The sequence below is a fragment of the Bifidobacterium eulemuris genome, assembly GCF_014898155.1.
In the GTDB taxonomy this organism is placed as follows: Bacteria; Actinomycetota; Actinomycetes; order Actinomycetales; family Bifidobacteriaceae; genus Bifidobacterium; species Bifidobacterium eulemuris.
Window position 1 is genome coordinate 876,393 of record NZ_CP062938.1, and the last position, 19,343, is coordinate 895,735.

General features: G+C 60.5%; 42 protein-coding genes. 4 read left to right on the forward strand and 38 right to left on the reverse strand.

Going from position 1 to position 19,343, the window contains the following annotated elements:
• Positions 1–40: 40 nt before the first annotated feature.
• The 38 genes from BE0216_RS03910 to BE0216_RS04095 form a co-directional block, all read right to left on the reverse strand.
• Positions 41–550, reverse strand: a complete 510-nt coding sequence (locus BE0216_RS03910; RefSeq protein WP_094636835.1) for a hypothetical protein — start codon at positions 548–550, stop codon at positions 41–43.
• On the reverse strand, positions 547–1,209 hold the full coding sequence (locus BE0216_RS03915) for a hypothetical protein (protein WP_094636834.1): 663 nt from the start codon (positions 1,207–1,209) through the stop codon (positions 547–549). The genes BE0216_RS03910 and BE0216_RS03915 overlap by 4 nt, the downstream gene beginning before the upstream one ends.
• Positions 1,206–1,838, reverse strand: a complete 633-nt coding sequence (locus BE0216_RS03920) for a hypothetical protein (protein ID WP_094636833.1) — start codon at positions 1,836–1,838, stop codon at positions 1,206–1,208. Before BE0216_RS03920 ends, BE0216_RS03915 begins: the two co-directional genes overlap by 4 nt.
• Positions 1,810–2,745, reverse strand: a complete 936-nt coding sequence (locus tag BE0216_RS03925) for an MJ0042-type zinc finger domain-containing protein (RefSeq protein WP_094636832.1) — start codon at positions 2,743–2,745, stop codon at positions 1,810–1,812. Before BE0216_RS03925 ends, BE0216_RS03920 begins: the two co-directional genes overlap by 29 nt.
• Positions 2,746–2,860: 115 nt before the next feature.
• Positions 2,861–3,424 (reverse strand): 3'-5' exonuclease family protein, encoded by a 564-nt coding sequence (locus BE0216_RS03930; protein WP_094636831.1) that lies wholly within the window; start codon positions 3,422–3,424, stop codon positions 2,861–2,863.
• A 2-nt stretch (positions 3,425–3,426) separates the two neighbouring features.
• Positions 3,427–3,789, reverse strand: a complete 363-nt coding sequence (locus BE0216_RS03935) for a hypothetical protein (protein WP_143249299.1) — start codon at positions 3,787–3,789, stop codon at positions 3,427–3,429.
• Positions 3,786–4,028 (reverse strand): hypothetical protein, encoded by a 243-nt coding sequence (locus tag BE0216_RS03940; protein WP_094636829.1) that lies wholly within the window; start codon positions 4,026–4,028, stop codon positions 3,786–3,788. Before BE0216_RS03940 ends, BE0216_RS03935 begins: the two co-directional genes overlap by 4 nt.
• Entirely contained in the window at positions 4,025–4,333 is a 309-nt protein-coding gene (locus BE0216_RS03945) for a hypothetical protein (protein ID WP_094636828.1), read from the reverse strand. Before BE0216_RS03945 ends, BE0216_RS03940 begins: the two co-directional genes overlap by 4 nt.
• Positions 4,330–4,695: a hypothetical protein gene (locus BE0216_RS03950; RefSeq protein WP_094636827.1), complete on the reverse strand. Its 366-nt coding sequence runs from the start codon at positions 4,693–4,695 to the stop codon at positions 4,330–4,332. The genes BE0216_RS03945 and BE0216_RS03950 overlap by 4 nt, the downstream gene beginning before the upstream one ends.
• Positions 4,692–5,060, reverse strand: coding sequence for a DUF3310 domain-containing protein (locus tag BE0216_RS03955; RefSeq protein ID WP_211279922.1), 369 nt, complete (start codon positions 5,058–5,060; stop codon positions 4,692–4,694). Before BE0216_RS03955 ends, BE0216_RS03950 begins: the two co-directional genes overlap by 4 nt.
• Positions 5,057–5,332, reverse strand: a complete 276-nt coding sequence (locus BE0216_RS03960) for a hypothetical protein (protein WP_094636825.1) — start codon at positions 5,330–5,332, stop codon at positions 5,057–5,059. Before BE0216_RS03960 ends, BE0216_RS03955 begins: the two co-directional genes overlap by 4 nt.
• The gene (locus BE0216_RS03965; RefSeq protein ID WP_094636824.1) at positions 5,329–5,547 is read right to left on the reverse strand and encodes a hypothetical protein; all 219 of its coding nucleotides are present in this window, start codon (positions 5,545–5,547) and stop codon (positions 5,329–5,331) included. The genes BE0216_RS03960 and BE0216_RS03965 overlap by 4 nt, the downstream gene beginning before the upstream one ends.
• Positions 5,544–5,912 (reverse strand): hypothetical protein, encoded by a 369-nt coding sequence (locus BE0216_RS03970; protein ID WP_094636823.1) that lies wholly within the window; start codon positions 5,910–5,912, stop codon positions 5,544–5,546. The genes BE0216_RS03965 and BE0216_RS03970 overlap by 4 nt, the downstream gene beginning before the upstream one ends.
• Positions 5,909–6,058, reverse strand: coding sequence for a hypothetical protein (locus BE0216_RS03975; RefSeq protein WP_158217207.1), 150 nt, complete (start codon positions 6,056–6,058; stop codon positions 5,909–5,911). The genes BE0216_RS03970 and BE0216_RS03975 overlap by 4 nt, the downstream gene beginning before the upstream one ends.
• The gene (locus tag BE0216_RS03980) at positions 6,055–6,318 is read right to left on the reverse strand and encodes a hypothetical protein (protein WP_094636822.1); all 264 of its coding nucleotides are present in this window, start codon (positions 6,316–6,318) and stop codon (positions 6,055–6,057) included. The genes BE0216_RS03975 and BE0216_RS03980 overlap by 4 nt, the downstream gene beginning before the upstream one ends.
• Positions 6,311–6,574: a WhiB family transcriptional regulator gene (locus tag BE0216_RS03985; protein ID WP_158217206.1), complete on the reverse strand. Its 264-nt coding sequence runs from the start codon at positions 6,572–6,574 to the stop codon at positions 6,311–6,313. The genes BE0216_RS03980 and BE0216_RS03985 overlap by 8 nt, the downstream gene beginning before the upstream one ends.
• A gap of 116 nt (positions 6,575–6,690) precedes the next feature.
• Positions 6,691–6,993, reverse strand: coding sequence for a hypothetical protein (locus BE0216_RS03990; protein WP_158217205.1), 303 nt, complete (start codon positions 6,991–6,993; stop codon positions 6,691–6,693).
• Positions 6,990–7,502 carry a hypothetical protein gene (locus tag BE0216_RS03995; RefSeq protein ID WP_158217204.1) on the reverse strand — a complete coding sequence of 171 codons (513 nt, stop codon included), beginning with the start codon at positions 7,500–7,502 and terminating at the stop codon, positions 6,990–6,992. The genes BE0216_RS03990 and BE0216_RS03995 overlap by 4 nt, the downstream gene beginning before the upstream one ends.
• Positions 7,486–8,430 carry a hypothetical protein gene (locus BE0216_RS04000; RefSeq protein WP_094636821.1) on the reverse strand — a complete coding sequence of 315 codons (945 nt, stop codon included), beginning with the start codon at positions 8,428–8,430 and terminating at the stop codon, positions 7,486–7,488. Before BE0216_RS04000 ends, BE0216_RS03995 begins: the two co-directional genes overlap by 17 nt.
• A 7-nt stretch (positions 8,431–8,437) precedes the next feature.
• The gene (locus tag BE0216_RS04005) at positions 8,438–9,130 is read right to left on the reverse strand and encodes an HNH endonuclease (protein WP_319020626.1); all 693 of its coding nucleotides are present in this window, start codon (positions 9,128–9,130) and stop codon (positions 8,438–8,440) included.
• Positions 9,013–9,327, reverse strand: a complete 315-nt coding sequence (locus tag BE0216_RS04010; RefSeq protein WP_158217202.1) for a hypothetical protein — start codon at positions 9,325–9,327, stop codon at positions 9,013–9,015. Before BE0216_RS04010 ends, BE0216_RS04005 begins: the two co-directional genes overlap by 118 nt.
• A gap of 11 nt (positions 9,328–9,338) precedes the next feature.
• Positions 9,339–9,548, reverse strand: a complete 210-nt coding sequence (locus BE0216_RS04015) for a hypothetical protein (RefSeq protein ID WP_094636819.1) — start codon at positions 9,546–9,548, stop codon at positions 9,339–9,341.
• 67 nt (positions 9,549–9,615) lie between these two features.
• Positions 9,616–9,960 carry a hypothetical protein gene (locus BE0216_RS04020; RefSeq protein WP_094636818.1) on the reverse strand — a complete coding sequence of 115 codons (345 nt, stop codon included), beginning with the start codon at positions 9,958–9,960 and terminating at the stop codon, positions 9,616–9,618.
• Entirely contained in the window at positions 9,957–10,457 is a 501-nt protein-coding gene (locus BE0216_RS04025; protein WP_094636817.1) for a hypothetical protein, read from the reverse strand. The genes BE0216_RS04020 and BE0216_RS04025 overlap by 4 nt, the downstream gene beginning before the upstream one ends.
• Entirely contained in the window at positions 10,454–10,696 is a 243-nt protein-coding gene (locus BE0216_RS04030) for a hypothetical protein (protein ID WP_094636816.1), read from the reverse strand. Before BE0216_RS04030 ends, BE0216_RS04025 begins: the two co-directional genes overlap by 4 nt.
• Positions 10,696–10,857, reverse strand: coding sequence for a ferredoxin (locus BE0216_RS04035; protein ID WP_143249298.1), 162 nt, complete (start codon positions 10,855–10,857; stop codon positions 10,696–10,698). The genes BE0216_RS04030 and BE0216_RS04035 overlap by 1 nt, the downstream gene beginning before the upstream one ends.
• Before the next feature lie 13 nt (positions 10,858–10,870).
• On the reverse strand, positions 10,871–11,506 hold the full coding sequence (locus BE0216_RS04040) for a single-stranded DNA-binding protein (RefSeq protein WP_094636815.1): 636 nt from the start codon (positions 11,504–11,506) through the stop codon (positions 10,871–10,873).
• A gap of 14 nt (positions 11,507–11,520) precedes the next feature.
• A complete protein-coding gene (locus BE0216_RS04045; RefSeq protein WP_094636814.1) occupies positions 11,521–12,105 on the reverse strand; it encodes a hypothetical protein in 585 nt (194 codons plus the stop codon).
• Between the two features lie 160 nt (positions 12,106–12,265).
• Positions 12,266–12,985 (reverse strand): hypothetical protein, encoded by a 720-nt coding sequence (locus tag BE0216_RS04050; protein ID WP_143249297.1) that lies wholly within the window; start codon positions 12,983–12,985, stop codon positions 12,266–12,268.
• Positions 12,969–13,616: an ERF family protein gene (locus BE0216_RS04055; protein WP_094636812.1), complete on the reverse strand. Its 648-nt coding sequence runs from the start codon at positions 13,614–13,616 to the stop codon at positions 12,969–12,971. Before BE0216_RS04055 ends, BE0216_RS04050 begins: the two co-directional genes overlap by 17 nt.
• Positions 13,616–14,149, reverse strand: a complete 534-nt coding sequence (locus BE0216_RS04060; RefSeq protein ID WP_094636811.1) for a hypothetical protein — start codon at positions 14,147–14,149, stop codon at positions 13,616–13,618. Before BE0216_RS04060 ends, BE0216_RS04055 begins: the two co-directional genes overlap by 1 nt.
• A 150-nt stretch (positions 14,150–14,299) precedes the next feature.
• Complete coding sequence (locus BE0216_RS04065) at positions 14,300–14,440, reverse strand: hypothetical protein (RefSeq protein WP_158217201.1); 141 nt, start codon at positions 14,438–14,440, stop codon at positions 14,300–14,302.
• Entirely contained in the window at positions 14,418–14,813 is a 396-nt protein-coding gene (locus BE0216_RS04070) for a hypothetical protein (protein WP_094636810.1), read from the reverse strand. Before BE0216_RS04070 ends, BE0216_RS04065 begins: the two co-directional genes overlap by 23 nt.
• Before the next feature lie 20 nt (positions 14,814–14,833).
• The gene (locus BE0216_RS04075; RefSeq protein ID WP_094636809.1) at positions 14,834–15,049 is read right to left on the reverse strand and encodes a hypothetical protein; all 216 of its coding nucleotides are present in this window, start codon (positions 15,047–15,049) and stop codon (positions 14,834–14,836) included.
• Complete coding sequence (locus tag BE0216_RS04080; protein ID WP_094636808.1) at positions 15,046–15,444, reverse strand: hypothetical protein; 399 nt, start codon at positions 15,442–15,444, stop codon at positions 15,046–15,048. Before BE0216_RS04080 ends, BE0216_RS04075 begins: the two co-directional genes overlap by 4 nt.
• A 463-nt stretch (positions 15,445–15,907) precedes the next feature.
• Positions 15,908–16,705, reverse strand: coding sequence for a phage antirepressor KilAC domain-containing protein (locus tag BE0216_RS04085; RefSeq protein WP_158217200.1), 798 nt, complete (start codon positions 16,703–16,705; stop codon positions 15,908–15,910).
• Entirely contained in the window at positions 16,702–17,163 is a 462-nt protein-coding gene (locus tag BE0216_RS04090; protein WP_094636807.1) for a hypothetical protein, read from the reverse strand. The genes BE0216_RS04085 and BE0216_RS04090 overlap by 4 nt, the downstream gene beginning before the upstream one ends.
• Entirely contained in the window at positions 17,160–17,423 is a 264-nt protein-coding gene (locus tag BE0216_RS04095) for a hypothetical protein (RefSeq protein ID WP_094636806.1), read from the reverse strand. Before BE0216_RS04095 ends, BE0216_RS04090 begins: the two co-directional genes overlap by 4 nt.
• Before the next feature lie 151 nt (positions 17,424–17,574).
• Between BE0216_RS04095 and BE0216_RS04100 the strand changes: the two genes are divergently transcribed.
• From BE0216_RS04100 to BE0216_RS04115, 4 genes are all read left to right on the forward strand, one after another.
• The gene (locus tag BE0216_RS04100; RefSeq protein ID WP_094636805.1) at positions 17,575–18,042 is read left to right on the forward strand and encodes a helix-turn-helix domain-containing protein; all 468 of its coding nucleotides are present in this window, start codon (positions 17,575–17,577) and stop codon (positions 18,040–18,042) included.
• A 30-nt stretch (positions 18,043–18,072) separates the two neighbouring features.
• Entirely contained in the window at positions 18,073–18,423 is a 351-nt protein-coding gene (locus BE0216_RS04105) for an ImmA/IrrE family metallo-endopeptidase (protein ID WP_143249296.1), read from the forward strand.
• Between the two features lie 62 nt (positions 18,424–18,485).
• A complete protein-coding gene (locus BE0216_RS04110) occupies positions 18,486–18,668 on the forward strand; it encodes a hypothetical protein (protein WP_094636803.1) in 183 nt (60 codons plus the stop codon).
• On the forward strand, positions 18,665–19,171 hold the full coding sequence (locus tag BE0216_RS04115; protein WP_094636802.1) for a hypothetical protein: 507 nt from the start codon (positions 18,665–18,667) through the stop codon (positions 19,169–19,171). The genes BE0216_RS04110 and BE0216_RS04115 overlap by 4 nt, the downstream gene beginning before the upstream one ends.
• The last annotated feature ends 172 nt before the right edge of the window (positions 19,172–19,343 follow it).

A 19,343-nucleotide genomic window follows, 5' to 3' on the forward strand; every position in this document is an offset into this window, starting at 1 on the left:
CCGAGGACGCTACGCCAATAGTTCGCGAAGATGCCCGCCATCAGTAGTCCTCGATTTCGTGGTTTCGGATGATTATGGATTTGATCGGAATGGTGATGGTGGTGTCGGGTTCGTAATCTATGCCGTTGGGGTTTAGATAGTGGATGGTGCCGGTGAGGGTTTCGGTGATTCCGGCGTTGATGCCGTGGAAGCCGGGGAAACTGGTGCCTATGACGGCATGACGGTCTATTTCGAGTTCGACGGGACTGGTGCCGAGGGGATGCTTCTCGAGTTTGGCCAGTCGCATGCGGAGCGCGGATTCGCGTTCCACCGCTTGCTTCCAGCGCCGATGGGATCCGGCGGCTCGTGCGGATTCGTAGTATTCTCGGCAGATGAGTTCGGCCGTTTCTTTGACCCACCATCGTGGATCGTCGGTTTCGACGCTGAGGGCGCGCGGGTTCGTGCACGTGACCTTACCGTCGCGGATGGCGAAGTCGCCGTCGAGGATCGTGTTCATGTGCGGCATGATCTGTGGCTGCCACCGGTGCTTGCTGGGTTTGCTGACGTTCATGCGGTTCTCCTGAGTGATTCGTAGGTGTCGGCTGTCTGGTCGTTGAGAATGTACGTGTTGTAGTCGCCTTGTGTGATGTAATGCCAGCGTTTCCCATGTCCTTCGAGCAGATGGTCCTCGCAGGTGCGATCGATGCTGTAGTCGGGGTTTATCATCTGTCTGAAGCTGAGTTCGTCCACGTTCTGAACGCCCGAGCACATGCGGTCGATGCGGTCGATGCGGTCGGGTGTGAAATCTGGTGCGACGACGAACACCACACGGTTGGCCGTGCCTTGGATGCGTTGGATGCGGGGTATGAGGCGTTCGTGGCGGATGTGGTAGACGATGCGGTCGAACATGGGTTCGTCCGGCGTGCCAGCGTGCAGGAGGTGCGGGGCCGCGATCATGCTGGTGTGCATTTCGGTTGCCACGCCTTTCTGTTTGCATTGTTCGGTGATTCGCCGGTACCATGCGCGCCGTTCGTCGTCGATGCGCCACAACGGGTCGCCGCCGCCGCTGAAGCTGAGGAACCGCATGTTCGGCAGGAGGCGTTCGATGGTTCGTGTCGTCTCGTTCATGTCGGTTTCGGGCACGTCGATGCCGGTGGTTTTGACCACGCAGTAGGGGCATTTCCAATGGCATCCGAAGTTCGTGATGACGCTGTAGTGGCCGTCCGTCATCGGTCGTTGTCCTTTCCGTAGAGTTCGCGTATGAGTTCGTGATTGACTTCCGTGATTTCGAAGCCGACGGTTTCCCTCGGCCCGTCCGGCGTGCAACACCAGCCGGTTTCGGGCGGGTGGATGATCGCGGCCACGCGCAAGGGTCCGTCGAGCGGGCGTATGCGGTTATTCGGGAGTATCGCGTCTTGGATGTACTGCGAATAGTGCGGGGCGTGGCTTTCGAGCCACCAGCCGGTGAACAGCACGTCGTCGTCGCAGCAGTCGCAGCTGTATTCGTAGCTTGCGTGGAGGATGCCGCGTCGCCATTCAAGGTCTCGTGGATCAAGCCGGTTCACGTCCGGATAGTCGATGCGGTATATGATTTCGTCGCCCTCGTTGATCGTGCCTTTCATGCGGATCGCATGCCAGCGTTGATACGTGACCTCGCAGTTCGCGGAGTATTTGAATCCGTGGATGACGTGCGGGTTCGGACCGTGCGGTTCCGGGAGGTATGGGCCGTCGTCGTGGGCGAGCAGGCGCATGGTGTTTGGATATAGTTCCATCACTTCCTCGATGAGGTCGTTGACGTGGCCCAGCGGCTTGTATGCGTCTGATTCGATGTCATCCCTCGACGGTAGAGGTCCTCTCATTGTGATTCCTCCATTCGGCGTTGACGAGGTTCCAGAGGTTCGTGTTCTCCTCCCCCGCGTTTTCCTTGCGATCCTTGGTGGCGAGCTGGTACGCGTCGGCGAGCCGGTAGACGGGCTTGCTGAATTCGTCCTCCCCCGCCTGTTTGAGCTGGTTGCGGTGGACCCAGCTGCGCATGGTGCTTTTGTTGACGGCGAGGCCGGCGACTTCGGCCAATAGTTCGATGAGGCGGGCCTGGCCGGCGGTGATGCCGCTGTTGAGGATGCGTTGTTCGCGCAGATGGGTGAGGTATCCTACGGTCCACACGTTGCCGCAGCGGGGGCATTTGACCTCACGTTCGTCGATGGGGGCGCTGAGTTGGATGCCGCATTCGCTGTTGGCGCAGGGGCCGAGGATGACGTGTTCCTCGTCGCGCGTGTCGAGCAGCCGGTGGCCGGTGACGCGAAGACGGTGGATCTCATCGACGTGCGCGGGGAACGCGGGACTGGTGAGGATGGCCGGCGTGATATTAGGCGGCAGGATCACCAACACGCCGCCTCTGAAGTCGTATCCGCATGCCGCTTGGGCGATCAGCTGCACCATGTCGGTGAGTTCCATACGGTCATGCATGGGGTTGCCGAGGCAGCGGAGGATGACGCGCAGTGTGGTCTCCACGCCGTCGTTGCCTTTGTCGTCCACGCCGTACAGGTACGTCCAGATGTTCTCGCGTACCGGGGAGGGCGCGTTGGCGCGGCTTGCGCCGCCCGAACCTTTGCCTTCGTCCTTGTTGGCCTTGTTGAGCCGGTATTCGAGGTCCGGCAGATGCTCTTGCAGCCATTTGAGGTCGTCGGTGAACTTGGTTTCGCATCGTTCGCAGACGCGGTGTTCGTCGGGTTTGTCGCGATGGCAGTTGGGGCAGGTGGTGGCCAAGAGACGGGTCCTTTCGCGGTTTGGAGCGTGTTTGACTCTCCCCGCAATGGGACCATGGCTGAATATCTCGGCCACCACTATACCATCCGCAACGCGTCCTGCAACGGGTCGTGCGTTATCGTTCGCCGAGGGCTTCCAGATAATGCCTGTAGTCGCGCAGGTCGCGTTCGATGCAGTCGGATACGCGGTGGGTCGTGTGGTGCGCGTCATTGTACGGATCCCGTTCGAGCGCGATGTCGGCCAGGCGGAACGCGGTCACGTCCAAACGGCGGTGCGACAGTTTCACGTTGTCGAGGATGCCGGTGGGTTTGAGCCAGTCGAGGTCGAACTGCACGTTCGTGCCCGCCGGATGCAGCGTCTCCCCCGCATGGCCGGAAAGCCACATGCGCGCGTCGCTCGCCACGGAGACCAACGTCTTCCCCTGTTCGAGGCTTTCGTCGATCAGCCCGTTGCCCATGTGCGCGCGCAACGCCCACAATGAGAAGTTGTCGCCGTCGAGTCCGACCTTCCATTTGGGAATGTTGAGCACGGCCCGATAGTCGGCCTTGTGTTCGACGCGGTTGCCTTGCATGTCGGTGACGGTCATGCCGACCTCCAGCAGCTGGTGCTTGGCGGGGTTGAGTCCGCTGGTCTCCACATCCAGCCAGAGCAGTCGTTCCGGCTTGTCCCGTTCGTTCATGATTATCCTTCCTCCTGTTCGAGCCAGACCTGCTGGCATGTCTCGCATTCCCAAGCCGGCGAACCGTCGATCGGGTCGCATGGTTCGACGATGGTGCCGCAGCAGCCGCACCACGGGCCAAGGGATGGCATGAGTTCGTGCGGTTCGTCCCTGCCCGAGCATTCCGGCCCGCACGCCACGTCCTTCACGGCTTCGAGGATTTTCGTCATCCGATGCCGTTCCTGGAGTTCGTGCGCGTTGAATCGGCTTTCGCACGTCCACCCGCACTCGCATCGCCACGCACGCCCGTCCTCGCTGTGCATCCAAGCGTGCGCGGCCTGCTCCTTCAACGCGACATCGATTTCGTCACTGGTCACCTGCATCACACCACCGCCTTTCGCGCGGCGGCGAGGGCTATGCGCGCGAGGTCGCGGCAGTCGTGCCATGTCAGCGATTCCGTGGCATCGTGCATCGCCTCGGCGGCGGCTTCCACCTCAGTGTCGGTCGGGTCGGAGAGACGGCCGGCCTCGTAGGCCTCCTGCATCGAGGCGATCTCAAGGTCGCCGTAGTATTCCTCCAAGCCACTGACGTATTCTTTAGCTTCGGTTTGCGAGATGCTGGTCATGCCCACTCCTTCCATCTGCGCAATGCGCCGCCCGTTCCGTCGGTGACCCAGATGTTCCAGTAGCGGATCGCTTTGTCGCGCATCGCTTCGGAACGGGCCATCATCTCCGCGAAGCCATAGTTCGCCAGCAGGAGGGTCACGAGCATCCATTTTTTGAATCCGCACCTGCATTCGATGCGCCAGCACCATGCGTTTTCCACACGTGGCGGGATGTCCATCGTGTCCACGGACACGGTTCTGAGCATGGCCTTGGGTTTGCGCCCGCAGTCGGGGCAGCGGCTGATGCGACGGTAACGGTGTCTCATGATTCCTCCTTGAGAAGCGTGTTTCGCGCCGCCCGCAGGATGCGTCCGGCTTGCACGCGGTAGCCTTCGCGCCAGAGAGGCAACCGCTCGAACAGTCCCCTGCCGTCGTCCTCGTCGAATCCGATGTTGTTTCCGACGAACAACGCCAGCGCGGCGACGTCCAACTCCTCACTGGTCGGCTCGTGCCGCGCCCACCAGACGGCTCCTTGGACGAACGCCTCCCGCATGTCCTCGCTGGTGACGCCCTCGAGGTAGCGGAGCCTGCCCGGACGGTCGCCGGACGGCTCACGGCCCAGCCAGTATTGCGCCGGATAGCGCTCCTCCGCGACCTGTTCGGCGAGCGTTTCGATCGGACTGGTCATGATTCCTCCTTGATGAGCTGTTCGACCGCTTGGATGCAGGCTTCGAGGTCGTCGTTCTCCAACGCGGTCCAGAAGCGGTCGGCTCCGGCCCAATGGGATTCGCGCAACATGTCGAACTTGTCGGCCATTTCGGAGCAGCCGCCCTCCGGCATGTAGGCGAGAAGGTTCGGGCCGGCGTGCATGCGTTCCCGGCGCAGATACCACAACGCCTTGTTCAGGTCCTGCATGGGCTGGCCCTTGTGGCGGTGCCGCCACACGTATTTGACCGCGTTGCCTAGGCAGAAGTCGTACAGTCCGGACAGTTCGATGCATTCGAACGGGCCCAGTTCGTAGTGTTCGGGATGGTTGACCGGGTCGCCCATCATTCGCCGCCTTTCCTGATTTCGATATGGTCGATCGCTTCGAGTTCGCTCGGATAGAAGATTCTGTGTTCTCTGGTCATCTCGTTCGTGATCCTGACGTATTTGCCGTCTTCGTAGACGTACGCCCATGCGATGAGGCGCACCGGTATGCCGAAGAACCGTTGATGCAGATACCAGATGACACCGCCCGTCGGCGATTTGCGGAATCCGAGCCGCCTCAGGTCCGCGTACACGCCGCGGGAGTTCATCGCGTCGAGATACAGCACGTCGCTCACACTTCCTCCTTCACGTCTTCCATGTCGAGGATGCGGCGCATGGACGCGCGCAGCTCGTCCTCGCAGTCGTTCCACGTCTCTTCGGGGTAACCGCGGTATTCACAGATGTAGAAGCCCATGCGCAGCCAGGCGTTCATCTGCGCATCGTCGTTTTCGGTCATTTCGTCGTGGAGACGCTGCATGATCGCGTCGAACTCGTTTTCCGTGATGTTCATGATTCCTCCAAGATGATCCAGTCGGGATTCGTCCGGCACACCGCTTCGATTTCGGCCAGCACGGAACGCGAATGATGGTCCCGATACCATGCCGTTTCGCGCGGCAATGCGATGGGCACGCTGGTGGCGGGCCACGCGTCCAACACGGGACGGATCCGGTTCACGGCCTGCTGGCCGGTCAATCCGTCCAAGTCCTTGATGTCCAAGCCGTGGTCGGCCCACGGCCTGTAGTCGTTGATGCTGACGGTGATGCGCCGGCCGAACTGGCGGGCGTCCGACCATTCGCCGTAATCCTCCTCCTTGCAGAGGGTGGACACCGTGTCGTCGGGCAGGTCGGGCCTATGCACGTACAGGTCGATGCTCATTCCAGCACCTCCGTGTAGGTGCCGAGTTCGCCGTCGTACACCGCGTCGGCCAGCGAGTCCGCCTCGTAGATCCCGTCGTCCAACGCGCGCGATATCGCCTTGCTGAGCTGCGCGCGCGTGAAGATCTTCGCGTCATAGCCGCTCATCGTTCGTCTCCTTCCAGAATCCCGTCGGGCGTGCAGCTCATCGCCGCGACGCTGTTGTCCTGCCATTTGAAATTCGGCTCCTCGACGGTCAGGCACGTGTATTCCACACCGTCCACGACCGTGGAATGCACGCCCATCGTCTGCGCGGGTCGCACGCTCGCCTCGGCCAGCAGGTAGCCGCCCACGACGCTCAGCACGAGCGCCTGTATGAACACGACCACGACCGCGACCTTGGCCGCTATCGTCCAGTTCTCACCCATCGGTTTCCTTTCGTTTGTCCGGTATCTGTTTTCTGAGCCGTCCGCCCCACACGCCGCACGTGGCATAGCCGCAGGCGCGCGTCATATCGGCGTAGCGTCCGCATTCCACGCTCACGGGACAGTCTTTGCACGTGTCCAACGCGGCGCGAACGCCGCCCATGGTGTCGCCCAGTTCGGGGAAGAACAGGTCGGTGTCCATGCCCAGGCACGCGGCCCGCGTCCACCAATCCGAGTTTCCGTTTCCACGGTCGGCCACCACATGCCCCGTTTCGTGATTCTTTATGCGTGTCGTTCGCCGTTCCCGTCGAACACGACTCCTTGCTAGGGTCGGGTCGTAAACGCCGTTCAGAGGGCCGCCCATAGGATTCGCGTTCATATGATGTCCTCCACTCCGCGAATCCACCGGTAGCCGTAGCGCAGGCCGCGGGTGCAGATCGCCTCGCGGATGGAAGCGCCCGCGTCGCGCCCCTCGCGTCCGAACGCCCTCGCCGCCGCGTTCGCCGACGGGAACACCGCCACCAGCTCGCGCGTATCGGGATCCAACTGGCCGACCATCAGACTCGGGTCCGCCACGGCCGGCACGACCCGGCCGGCCGGCTTGTACTCGTATTCGCCCGCGCGCATCCGCTCGATCAGCTCGGTCTGCGCCATGCACAACTCCGTCAACCCGCTCATGCTTCGCCTCCCAACACATCCGACAGGGACAAACCATTGCTGCGGGCCGCGCCCGCGAAGCCCGGGCCGATACGCTTGGGCTTCGGTTTCGGCGGGGCCGATTCGAGACTGAAACCTCGCGTGCGCTCCACCGCCTCGCGCACCGCCCGCTCGAACGGCACTCCCCTGTTGACCGCCTCGCGCACCAATTTCGGTGCCGCGCCCGGCCATGACTGGTCAGGGGTCGCGCCGGCACGCTCCAGCGCCCGCTGCACGTCATAGTCCGACAGCTTCGACGCGGGACGGCGTTTGACGATCAGCTCCACCAAATCGCCCGGCCTGACCATGCCGAACTCATGCGGCGTGCCGTACCAGTCCGCCACCGCGTCCAAACATTCCGCCTTCGTCACGTCCGGCAGCTTGCCGTTGACGACCTGCGCGAACAGCACCGCGTCCTCAAGGGTCGCGTTGCGATGGTCCAAATGCTTGATCGCGGTCATCAGGTCCCACGCGTCAACCTGTGAGAGCATCGAAACCACCTCCGATCTGGTTCTGTAGCTGTTGTTGTTCCTGCTGGACGAGTTGTTCGCGGATGCGCCGGTCCTCGTCCCATTCCGCCTGCGCCCGCTGCGCCTTCGGCACATAGCCGCCGCCGGTGGGTTTGCGCGCCGGTTTGGGCTTGTTCTTCCACCCGCCGTCGTGCAGCCACCAGCGGGCCTGCGGCGGATTGTCCAATTGGGCGGCGAGCTGAGCGCCCGCGATGAGCGCCGCTATCGACGGACGGTCCTCCGTGCGGTGGATGACCTTGTGGAACTCGCGGCGGGCCGCGTCCTCGTAGTCGTGGTTCGGATACACCGCCCAGAACTTCTCGAAGTCGGGATCGCGGGGAATGACATCGCGCGCACGCGCGTAGGAAGGGTTATTACCACTCCCACTATCACTACTACTCCCTTTACTACTACTAGACGGATTTGTGTCAGGGTCTGTGAGTGTCTGTGAGGAACTCACAGTCGTTGAAATTCCGCCGTTTTCGCTGTAGGGATTTGTGTCAGGGTCTGTGAGTGTCTGTGAGGAACTCACAGTGTCTGCGCGTTCCTCACAGAATCGGCTTGGTTCGATCCCCAGTTCCGGGGGTGACTTGAGCGGGCACGCGCTCGGATTCGATATCTTCTGATACTCGCGGAACGTCGGTATCCACAACAGCCGCTTCCCCGCATACTCGTATCGGACGATGCATCCCACACGCTCCAATTCGTCCAACGCGGCCTCGATTCGCGGCAGCGCCTCGTTGCCGTCGTAGGGCATGCACGCGCCTCTGATGAGACGCGCGTTGTCACGGTTCACGCCGTTGTCCTGCACATAGCTCCACAGGCATTCGAACACGAATCTCGCATCCCACGACACGTTGCCCATGCTTTCGCTCTCGTAGAACTCAGGGCGGATGGTTCGTATTCTCATGGTTCGCTCACATTCTTTCCTGCGCAAGACGCATGGCCTCATCCATACGGTTGCCGACAACCCCGGCCGCATACCTGAACACCTTGTATCGCGGCAATCGACCGTTGTCGCTTTTCTCCCTGGCTATCTGGAACGCGTATTCGATGTACGATTCGGGAACATCGATCTTGAACCAGTAGCGCGCAGTGCTTTTCCAGTTATCAGGCAGAACGAAGCAATGCGTGTCATCCACGGCGGTGATCGATTGCCACATGTCCAACACCATCGAGACGTAATCACCCTCGTTCTCAATGTCCGCCTCCACCCATGAGCGCGTCATTCTCAGCAAGTCCCTGAATTTCAACGCGCTTTCCGACACATCGGACACCAGCGGCTCGTCCGGGTTGATGGACGATTTGCCTGAATTACATTCCATGCAGCACGCCACAAGGTTCTCAGCCTCGTCCAGCCCTCCGAGCGCTTGTGGCACCACGTGGTCGATGGTCAGTTCCACATCGCTCCTATGGCAGTACTTGCACGTGTAGTTGTCACGTCGAAGGATTTCGAATCTCAATCTTTTGGAAACAGCCATTCTTGTTCTCCTTAGAAAATGTCTGGATCGTCGTCGTGCCGGTAGTGGTATGCGGCCCACCGGTTGTATAGGCCCAACGCCTTGCGGCTTGACTTCTGGAATCCCGTGGCCCAGTCGGATTCGCCGCATGGACAGTGCAGATACCATCCGTAGGTGCCGATGCGCATGCCCCGCAGACGATCGTCGCGGCGCATCCACGTCCAGTTGTAGAAGTACTGGGACGAAGGAAGATGCCAGACCATTCCGCCTACGATGAATGGCAGACAGCGCTTCTGATAGGCGAGCTTCGGCATCTGCCCGCAGTAGGGGCATGGGAGCAGTCTCATACGAGTTCCTTTCAGCATGTGAGGAAGGTGGCGACGCATATGGTGAGGAAGAACGCGCCCAGGATCATCAGGAACCCGAACGCCATAGCCAAATCGAACGCGCCGGCGGTGTTCTCGAAGCAGCCCAATGCGGCCATGAATATGAGCGCCAGACCACCAGCGAGCAGGATCAGCGTGGTCAGTGCCGCGAGTATGGGCGCAATGATTTCACCCAAGCTCATGATCGGCCTCCAATCCATGCGATGAGCACGGTCAGGCCGACCAATAGCACGGCTATGACGGTCTGCATCATTCCTCCGCCTCCGTGTACGGGTTGACGGCCGAACTCATGCTGAACATGTGGCGTCCGCCCGCGTAAAAGCCCTCGGCCCACGCCTCTTCCCGCGCTTCGCGGATCAGGTCGGGCATCACATGGTCCAAGAACGCTTCGATGCCGAGGGCGGTGAGGAACCAGCAGAGCACGAACATGTAGAACACGGCCATGCCCGTATCGCCGTTGATGGTTTTGACCACGAGTCCTGTCAGCGCGAGCAGCGTCCACGCGAACTCCAACACGTAATGCCGGCGCACCCAGCTGAAGCCGCGGTCGAAAGCGTCCATGGCCTTCATCCAAGGTTTGCGATTGTCGTTCATGATTCCTCCTTGGTTTCCTCTTCCGGCCCCAACGGCAATCCGTCGTTGAGGATGACCGCGAACACGCGCAGCGGTATCCACACAAGGCCGAGCTTGGACGACTTCAACGGCTGGCTTACGGTGCGCGCGAGCGTCGCGAACGACGGTTCGCTGCGCTCGAGGAACCGGTCGAGCATGATGTCCTGCATAATCGCGTATTGGGATCCCATCTTCTTGACGCCGAATCCCTCGCGGTGTTTGATGAGCACGGCGAGCGTGGCATCGAGGTTGCCGGCCTCGTCCACCGCTTCGGACCATTGCTTATCGACTGCAAGCTCCTGAGTGTCCTTGCATTCGACGCACACACGCTGGCCGTGATGCCACACGTTGGTCAGGTCGCCTTTGTCTTTGTTGCCTGACAGCACCATGCGTTGGATCTGCCTGTCGTCCAATGCCCATTGAAGGTATTCGACCACGGCCGATTCCCACGCGGTGCCCTTCTTTTTCGACTTGCTCATTGAGCGTCCCTTTCCTTGTCTGAGATGAGACAGTCCAACTCGGCGGGGTTGATGCGTTCCAGATGGGTCTCTTCCGGGTTGACGTGGATTTTGTCGCTGGTCGCGACCGTCCACTGGTCGCCCCACAGCATGTCCGCGTACAGCCATATGCCTTCGGTTGTTTTGAGCCAGTAGTCGCCGTCCTCGTCTTGGTAGAATCCGGGTTCGAGTTTCGGTCTTTCCAATGTGGTCCGCGCCATCACCAGCCTCCTAGGTCGTGCGCGTCGTTGAACGACGCATGGTATTCGAGTGCTTCCTCTTCGCATTCCGGGCACGGCTGCGAACGGAACGGATACAGGCCGCATCCGTGCTTCGGGCACACATCCGGCTCGTCCAACGGCGGTTCAAACGGTCGGCTCATTGCTCCCACCGTCCTAAAATTCCGGTTCTTCGCTGCCGGCCGGCGCGCCGAAGTCCGCGGCTCCGCCGAACGTGCTGAACCCGCCAGACTGCTGGCCCCACGGGTCCGACGCGGCGGGACGTGACGCCTCGGCCATCGCGGCCTGTTGGCTGAACGGATCCTGTGGCGTGTTCGGCAGCGTCTGCTGGCCTTGCGCGGGCTGAGCGCCACCGAACGGACTGTTGTTCGAGAATCCCGGATTACCGCCGAAGCCCGCACCGCCCGAATAGCCCTGACCGTTGTTGCCCGCCTGTTGGCGTTGCACTTGGGCGGTCGCATACCTGAGGGACGGGCCGATCTCGTCCACCTGCAACTCCATCACGGTGCGGTTGCTTCCGTCGTTCGCCTGATAGGAACGCTGCTGCAACCGGCCCTGCGCGATGACGCGCATACCCTTGCGCAGGGATTGCGCGCAATGGGACGCCATGTCGTTCCACGCGCTGCAGCGCATGAACAACGCCTGCCCGTCCTCCCAAGAGTTCGTCTGCCGGTTGAACGCCCTCGGGGTCGAAGCGATGCTGAAGTTCGCGACCTGCGACTGTCCCGCCTGCCTGACCTCGGGATCGCCGGTCAGATTGCCGATGATCGTGAGAATCGTCTCGTTAGCCATGATTGTCTCCTTTCCTAGTTGCCGCGCAAAGGCACTATGACCGCGTCCACCGAATCCAGTTGGCCGCCCACATGCCACACGCAGTGCGCCTTGGTCGTCTTGAGCCCCTTCTTCGTCGGGGAAAGCCTCAACACGCCCTGATTCCTGAACGGGTTGATGATCTTGTCGATCAGATGTAGGAACTCCGGTTCGAACGCGACGTGTTCGAACCGTTTGATCGTCTTGTCTTTCTTGAACAGGTCGGCCATCGTCCGCCCGTTGCCCATGTCGCGCCATCCCGTGTGATGCTCGTCCGGCTCATGCCAGTAGGCCGCGTCGTACAATGGGAACGGCTCTTTGGATTCGCCGTGCAGCCAGTCCATGAACCGGCAGGAGCCGTCCATGTCGAGCGGAATGTACGCGCCATCCGGCAATTCGGGCACGCCTTTGAGATCCCAGCGGATGCATACGAAACGGTTCGACGCATACGCCTTCCCGCCGATATGCCAGATGTTTAACAGCTTGCAAAGATTGCCGGCCTTCAACAGTTTCAGCAGGGCCTTTCCTTGACGGTGGTTCAGCACGGCGTTGCCGTTCCTCACACCGGTGTTCTCGCTCATGATCGCCTCCCTTGTTTCGCTTCGTCCTTGTGCTGGCAGCTGAGCCAATGACCCCACCGTTTCGCGCAATCCATGCGCCCGCAGTCCGGACACAATGGAGTCACGCCGGGAGGAAGGCAGTTGATGCAGCTGCATCCGTTACGCTTGTCGTTGAAGGCCACTAGTCCACCTCGATCCGCGTGAACGGGGCAAAGAAAATGGGCACATGATGTCGCCGATTGTCTAAGCTCGCCCATCCGCCTGCGCCCCCCAGCAAATACCAGTCTTTGGCTTGGTCCAGAATCCAAACGTCGCCGTCCTTGTCCTTGTACAAGCCCGGTTCGGTTGGCATCGCAGGCGTATCGGGTTCGGTCGTTTTCGGACGCAGCGCATAATCGAACACCCAGTGTTTGCTGACATGCTGTCCACCGATGTTGCACCAATGCTCTTCGAAAAGCGGTCTTTCCATAGGGCCGCTGAGCTTGGCGAGCGGTTCGCTGTCACGGAAGAAGTGCACGATGTCGCCTTCCCGCACCTGCTCCCAGTCCTCGATGCGCTCCATCTCAGGCTCTTCGGGTTCGACGGCAGGTTCGTCCGGCTCGGGCTTCGCATCCCACACCACGAGGTTCTGCACGTCCTTGGTGAGGTGTTCGGCGGTCGTCGCGAAACCGGTGGTATTCGCGAACAGTACGACGAACTCGTCGGCCAGCCCATCGGCGTCACGCGTCACCACGCCGTACGTGTGCACGTTATCCTCGTACGCCACTTGGCATGCGGCGCACTGGCACACGCCGTTCGGACCATTGAACAGTTCGATGGTGCCGGCGCAATGCTCGCCGTCATGGTCGAACTCGGCCCACATGCCACGCTTCGCACACCTAAAATCAACCCGATTGCTCATTGCTGTTCTCCTTCGCTTGTTCGATGGTCCTCTGCGCGTTCTGCTGCGCCATCCGCTGCATCATCGCGTTCAGATACGCGATGACCTGCTCGGCCTGCATGTCGTTCAGATCGCTCGCCTTATGCACCTGTTGGCCCGCGAGCGCGTTCAGGTAGGCGTCGTGCGCGCCTTGCACGTCGGTGATGCCGACGGTTTTCAGGAGGGCGTTGATGGTTTGGGTTTGTTGTTCGGTGCTGGGTTTCGGCTGGCGGGGTTTCGGTGCTGGCTGGCTGTCGGAGTCTTCGGATGCCATGCCGAGGGCGAGTTGGATGCTGTATCGTTTCGCGTAGCTCATGGCCACGCCCCACGCCTGCATCGGGTTCGAGCCGCCCGTCGGCATCACGGGTACGTGGCCGCTCCATTCGGACCATTCCGCGTCGGGCTTGTCGCGTTCCCTGTAGCGGGTCATCATGACCGGCATTCGGCGGATGACGCCTTGCAGGTCCATCCAGTCCATCATCTGCATGTCGTTATCGACGCGCACGTGGTACTGTTCGTCGGCGACGCGCAGCGTGTCCGCGAGGGACGCGTACTTGTACTGGTATTTGCCCGCGTTCGCGGTCTGTGATTTCTCTACGATCGGCGCGGCCATCAGAGTTCGCCTCCCGCGGTGAGCAGCACGTTCGCCTCGGGCAGTTCGCTGCGCTCCCACATCTCGGCCTCGACCTGCTTGTCCATCGTGACCTTGACCGTCGGCAGGGAACCCGTGTAGAGTTCCACGCCGTCGGGCAGTTCGCCGCCGTTCTCCTGTACGAGGGAGTCGATGTAGCCTTTCTTCTTGGCCGGTTCGGTCGGCATGGGCACCGCGTACACGTCGTTCTCGCGACCATGATTGGCGAGCCACACGCCGTAGGCCATCTCGTCCTTGACCTTGTAGCCGCCGCCGGCGGAGCCGCGCGTGAGCGTGACCTTAGCGCCGACCTTATTGCCGATCATCGCGTTCACGGTCTCGCCGGGATCCAGCATGTCGGCCAGCTTCTCCTTGTTGGCCTTGTTGAGTTCCTTGGCCCGTCGTTCGATGGCGGTGCCGGCCGCGAGTTCCGCCAGGATCTCGCTTCGGCTGCGCGTGTCCTCGGGGCCGGTCAGGTCGATGACCCGGACGTTGTCCGGATATGTCTCATTCATTGTCGTTTCTGCCTTTCCTTACTGTGGTGAGTTTGTGTTCTTCGAGCCGCTGGTACATGACCGGATCCGAAAGCCTGAGCGCGTACCTGAAGTCCTTGTCGAACGTGAAATGCCAGAGAATGCGCGTGAACACGTCCGGCCTACGCGGTCTCACAACGCGTGGCTCCCGACGGTTTCGGCGAGCGCCATGACCCGCTCCACCGGCAGGACGACCGTTTCACGCTGCGCCGCGTGGGTGTTGACCATGCGTTCCAACTGCTCCATGTCCTCATCCCATTGGCGGCGCAACATCAGGCCACTCCTTGGTCATCGACACCAGTTCGGCCAGCATGCCCTGAGCGGCCATGCTCCGACGTTCCAAAAATTCGATGGCGTGCTCGACCGGTTCGCGCCACTGGTATGCCAACTGCAGCGCCTGCTGCAGATTCACCGGCACGACCTCGGTCATATCCATCGCGGACAGAAGGCGGCGTTCCGTATACAGATGCAGGTCGTCCTGCGTCTGGCGGGCCTCGATCACGGTCACGATAATTCGCCCGGAGCCTTCGACCACACGGTCTAGGACCTTGCCGAGCACGACGGTATCCTCGCCGTCCATGCGCTCGTACAGGTCGCCCGCCTGCAATGCGGTCACGTCCACGTGCGCGGTTTCGTTCGGATTCATAATCGTTTCTCCTTAAATGTCTAATAGGTTCCCGGTTCGGCGTACTTGAAAGCGTTGAACCGTTGCGCGAGTTGAACGCTGGAATACTGCTTCATGCGAAGCTCTCTTCCGTCGAGATCCACCGGCGTGCGGCATAGGTCGCCATACACTTTCTTGAACGATTTGAGGCTCATGCCGCATCGTTTCGCGGCTTCGCTTTCGTTCAACGCTTCGAACGCTATTGGCTCGTCGCTCATTCCATGTCCTTTCTGCGTAGTTGTTCCGCGAGTCTGACGCCCTGCTGGGTGAGCCGGTAGCGGCTGAATGGCCTGCTGCTGTCCTTCACCCGCCCGTCACGGTCAACGACCTCCACATAGCCCTTGCGTTTCAGTTCAGGCAGTCGGCTTCGCATGGTGCTGTCCCCGTAACGAATCTTCTTGTTCGGATGCTCGGCGTTGCCTAGCTCTTCGGCCTTCTTTGATATGTCGGGCGCTATCTGCGGTTCCCCGCTGGACTGCAACAGCGAATGAAGAGCGAGGACCACAAGCCTCCTGTTGGCCTTCACGTCCACCGATTCCGCCGCGATGAACGAGGTCTCGGGATCACCCGCACGTGCGTGCGCTATCTCATCGAACGACGGCTGGCTACTCATCGTCGTATTCCTGTAGAATGGGGCTGTTCACTTTCAATCTCCTTTCAAGTGGATACCGAACCCCGCTGGCACGGGGTTCACTTGTATTCGAGCGTGGACGGGCACCGATTCGAACGGTGTGCCGGCCGACAGTCCCAAACCGGAACGCTGCCGGACGGCGGCTAGCCATGCTTCCCGCCCGCCACCGCATGGCGGCAAGATATTCAGTTATGGGTTCCCTCACGGGAGTGCCCGGACGCGGATTCGAACCGCGAGCGCCCTCGCCGCACCGTTTCCGGTTATTGGCAATGCCCGCCATCCGGACAAGGTTCGGGATGGCGGCGGAGTTAGGAGTGACACCTGTTGAGAGGTGGCGCGACGTTCTGGGCGCGTCCACGTACCGGCTGTGACGCCGGTTCCGGGCAAGGCCCTCATATGAGGGCTGGAATGCCGTTATCGCCGATATGTTCGATGATGTTCGGAATCATGCCGCCACATCCAATTCGCCTTGGCTTGTGCCGTAGATGAAACGGCGGATGAACCAGTCGATGCCCTTGGGGGTGAACCTCGCGTAAGGCGCGCACTTCCTCCCGTCCCTGCGGACGAACTGGCGCTGCACCAGATATCCGGGCTCGATGGCCTTCACTGTCGGAGCCCTGCCCTTCATGACGATGTATCCGCTGCCTTGCAGCAGGCCATACACCTTGTCCCGGGTCATGTCCTTGTCGAGCGTGCGGAAATGCCTCGCGGCCTCGGTGATGCTCAATGTGCCGTCCGTGGAGAGGAACACGTCGCCCAACGCGGCCTTCGGCTCCAACTCACGGTTACGTGCCGTGAGCGTGCGGTTCTCGTCGCGTTCTTCTTTTAACGCAGTCAGCAGCCTGATGCCGAACTCGGGATCGTTCAGCACGTTCTCGATGGTCGCCGGCGTCGCGTAAGCACCATGCCTCTGGATGCTCGGCAGCACCTCGTGGTTCACCCAGCGTTGGAAACGAACCACCATATTGCGCGTGGCCTCGTCTTTGATCGCGCCGGATCGACGGTTGTTGAGAGCGTGGTTCAATCCGGGGAGCGTGATTACGCTGGCTTCCTGCGGTCCGCCAAGGGTGGGCACAATGTGCCTACCCTTTTCATCGGCATCTAAATTACGGAGCATATCCTTCGCGGATTCATAGCCGAGTTTCTTGGCGATGGGGCCTGCCACGAACAGCGGTTCGTCGGTGTCCACTTCAAGGGCGGTGATATCCACGCCCTCGAACGTGAGAGTCAGTTCGCTGCTCATCGAATCTCCTTTCCATTCGCGTATTGTTCGATGGTCAGAATGTCCTCGTGGACCGCAAGCGTTTCGGTAAGATCGTCCAGCGCCTGATTGAACCGCCTGTCGAGTTTCTTCATTTCGCAATCGGCGTTGGTGCAGTAGTCCGAATGAAGCCGCTTCGGAACGCGGTTGTTCGCCGCCACGGCCATAAGGCGCATTTCAAGGCAGACCGTCGATAGAATCCCGAAAGACCTCACGAGCGGCAGCAGCTTGTCCAACTCCCCGTTGTTAAGCGTCTTCTTGATTCCAACCAGCGAGTCGGCAACCATGTCAACCCCGTTGCGGTAGACGCGCATGTTCTCCTTGGAGTTAGCCAGTGGACGGAACCGCAAAGACCTGTATTCAACGCCTTCCATGAAGCCTTGAATGCGTTTGATGATGCCAGTTCGATTGGAGACGGCTACGGTATTCGCGGCGTTCATGCGGCCACTTCCGTTTCCATCTGGCTGGCGTTGGCGAGCGTGGTCGGTCGAACCTTGCACACCTCGCCCGGCTGGAAACCGAACGCCTTGTACAGGCCGACGATCATCGCCGGAGTAGCCACGTTCGTTTTTCGAGCATTGTTGAGAACGCTTTCGCTTACGCCTATAGCGCCGGCGAACGCCTCGACTGTCCGTAGGCCGCTCATCTTCTGGGCACGGTCGAGAAAACCGTCATTGAACATGAGCTTTGCTTCTGCCATAACACCCCTTTCCTTGTGCGGTAGTCTTAGAGTGAATCATTTCGTGATTCGTTCTGCAACAGAATGTACCACCATGAAACGTTTTGTGTCAAGATAAATCACACGCCGGCGTGTCTTGACAAGAATCAATAAATCATTCATAATGAAACACATGAGTAAAAAAACATGGCTTGAAGCCGTAACACATGCAGACAATGCCAACGTGATAGCCGCCAAAACCGGCATCACCCGATCGACCGCTTGGCGTCAGTGGAATGATGACCTGAACTTCTCAGCCGAGAACGTCATTAAAATCGCCCGCGCCTTCGGCGCTGACCCCGTTGATGGACTGATCGCCTTCGGATACCTAGAGGAATCGGAACGCAACATGTCCGCCATGACAAGCGCCCTACGAAACGCGACGAACGACGAGCTGATCAACGAAATGGCCCGACGCATCAACGACTACCATTCGCAAGGCGACTACAGCAGCTCGTTCGACAGCGAGACCATCCACGTCGAGCCCGACATGGAGGTGGACCCGACCACCATCGACGGTAAAGATTTTCCAACCTACGGAATCGCCGCTAACATCGACGAGAACAGGGACATCGAATCGGAGACACCGACGGAGGGCTGATTGAGACAGGGGGAATTGGAGAAGAAGGCCATGCGAATGGGGTTGCTCATCATCGAACAGCCCCTTGCGCGAGGCAACGGCCTATATGATTCACGGCACGGCGTCATCTACCTGCACGACGGACTCAGCCCGAACCAAAGACTCTGCGCGCTGCAGCACGAGATCATCCACGCCGAACACCACCGACGAGGCATGCAGGTGGGCACGTTGAGGGAGGAACGCCTCACCCGCAAGGAGACAGCCCTACGGCTTATAAGCCAGGCCGACTATGCCACCGTCGAACAAATGTACGAGGCCGACGTATGGCACATGGCCGGCGAACTCGGCGTCACCGTGCAAGTCTTGGAGGACTACCGGCAACAACTCAGCATCCTCATATAAAATATCCAGCAAGCGCCCCGCCACCGCGCGGGGCATTCCCATATCAGAGAGAAGGAGCCGACATGGAGACACTCGTAATCGCGTTGATCGTGGCCGTCGTGGCGTTGGGCGTCATGTTCGTCATCGTCAAGCAGGCGGTCATGGACTCGATCAGGGAAAGCGGACTCGCGAAGGACATGCGCCGCGCCGCCGACGCGCTCGAACGCATGGCACCGCCCGCCGCAAACAAAGGTGAGAAGAAATGACCGAGCCGACGCAGCAACCGGCACCCACTCCCCAGCAGCCAGCGCAGAAATACTACACGCGCCCGGCCCAAGCCGTGTTCCAAGCGCTCAAACAATGGGCGGAACAACATACGGAGAACCCGTCCGCCAGCGACGTGACGATGGAACTGTCGGCCACCATCAACGGCAGGAGCTTCACCGCGTCCATATTCCCGAACGGCGACGACTGCGTGGTCACGATCAACGACCCGACCATAGCGCCCATCGTGTTCGACGGCATCATACGTGCGGTGGAGGCGTCCCCGACCGCGGCACAGACGCGAAAGAACAGGAAACAGCTGACGATGGCCCTCGCCACACTCGGCATCATCGTGTTCATCGCACTGGCGGTAACGATCGGTTCGACGGTCGCGCAGAAGCGCCACGAGGAGCAGGTGAGCGACAGTTACGGCAGATGCCTCCGGCAAGAGATGGTCGGCGGAGACCCATCGAAATGCACTGAATGGTTCTTCGAGAACTACTGATGAGCCAGATTCACCCGGCCCCGCTTCGGCGGGGCCTTTCTCGCATGTCCGGGCGTGTCGCGCCGCACTCCCGCGTCATTTGTCATGCGTTTGTCAAACACGGATACGAAAAAGCCCCTCTCGGAATATCGTCCAAGAGGGGCTTAATCGTTGGAAACACTGGGTTTCCTAG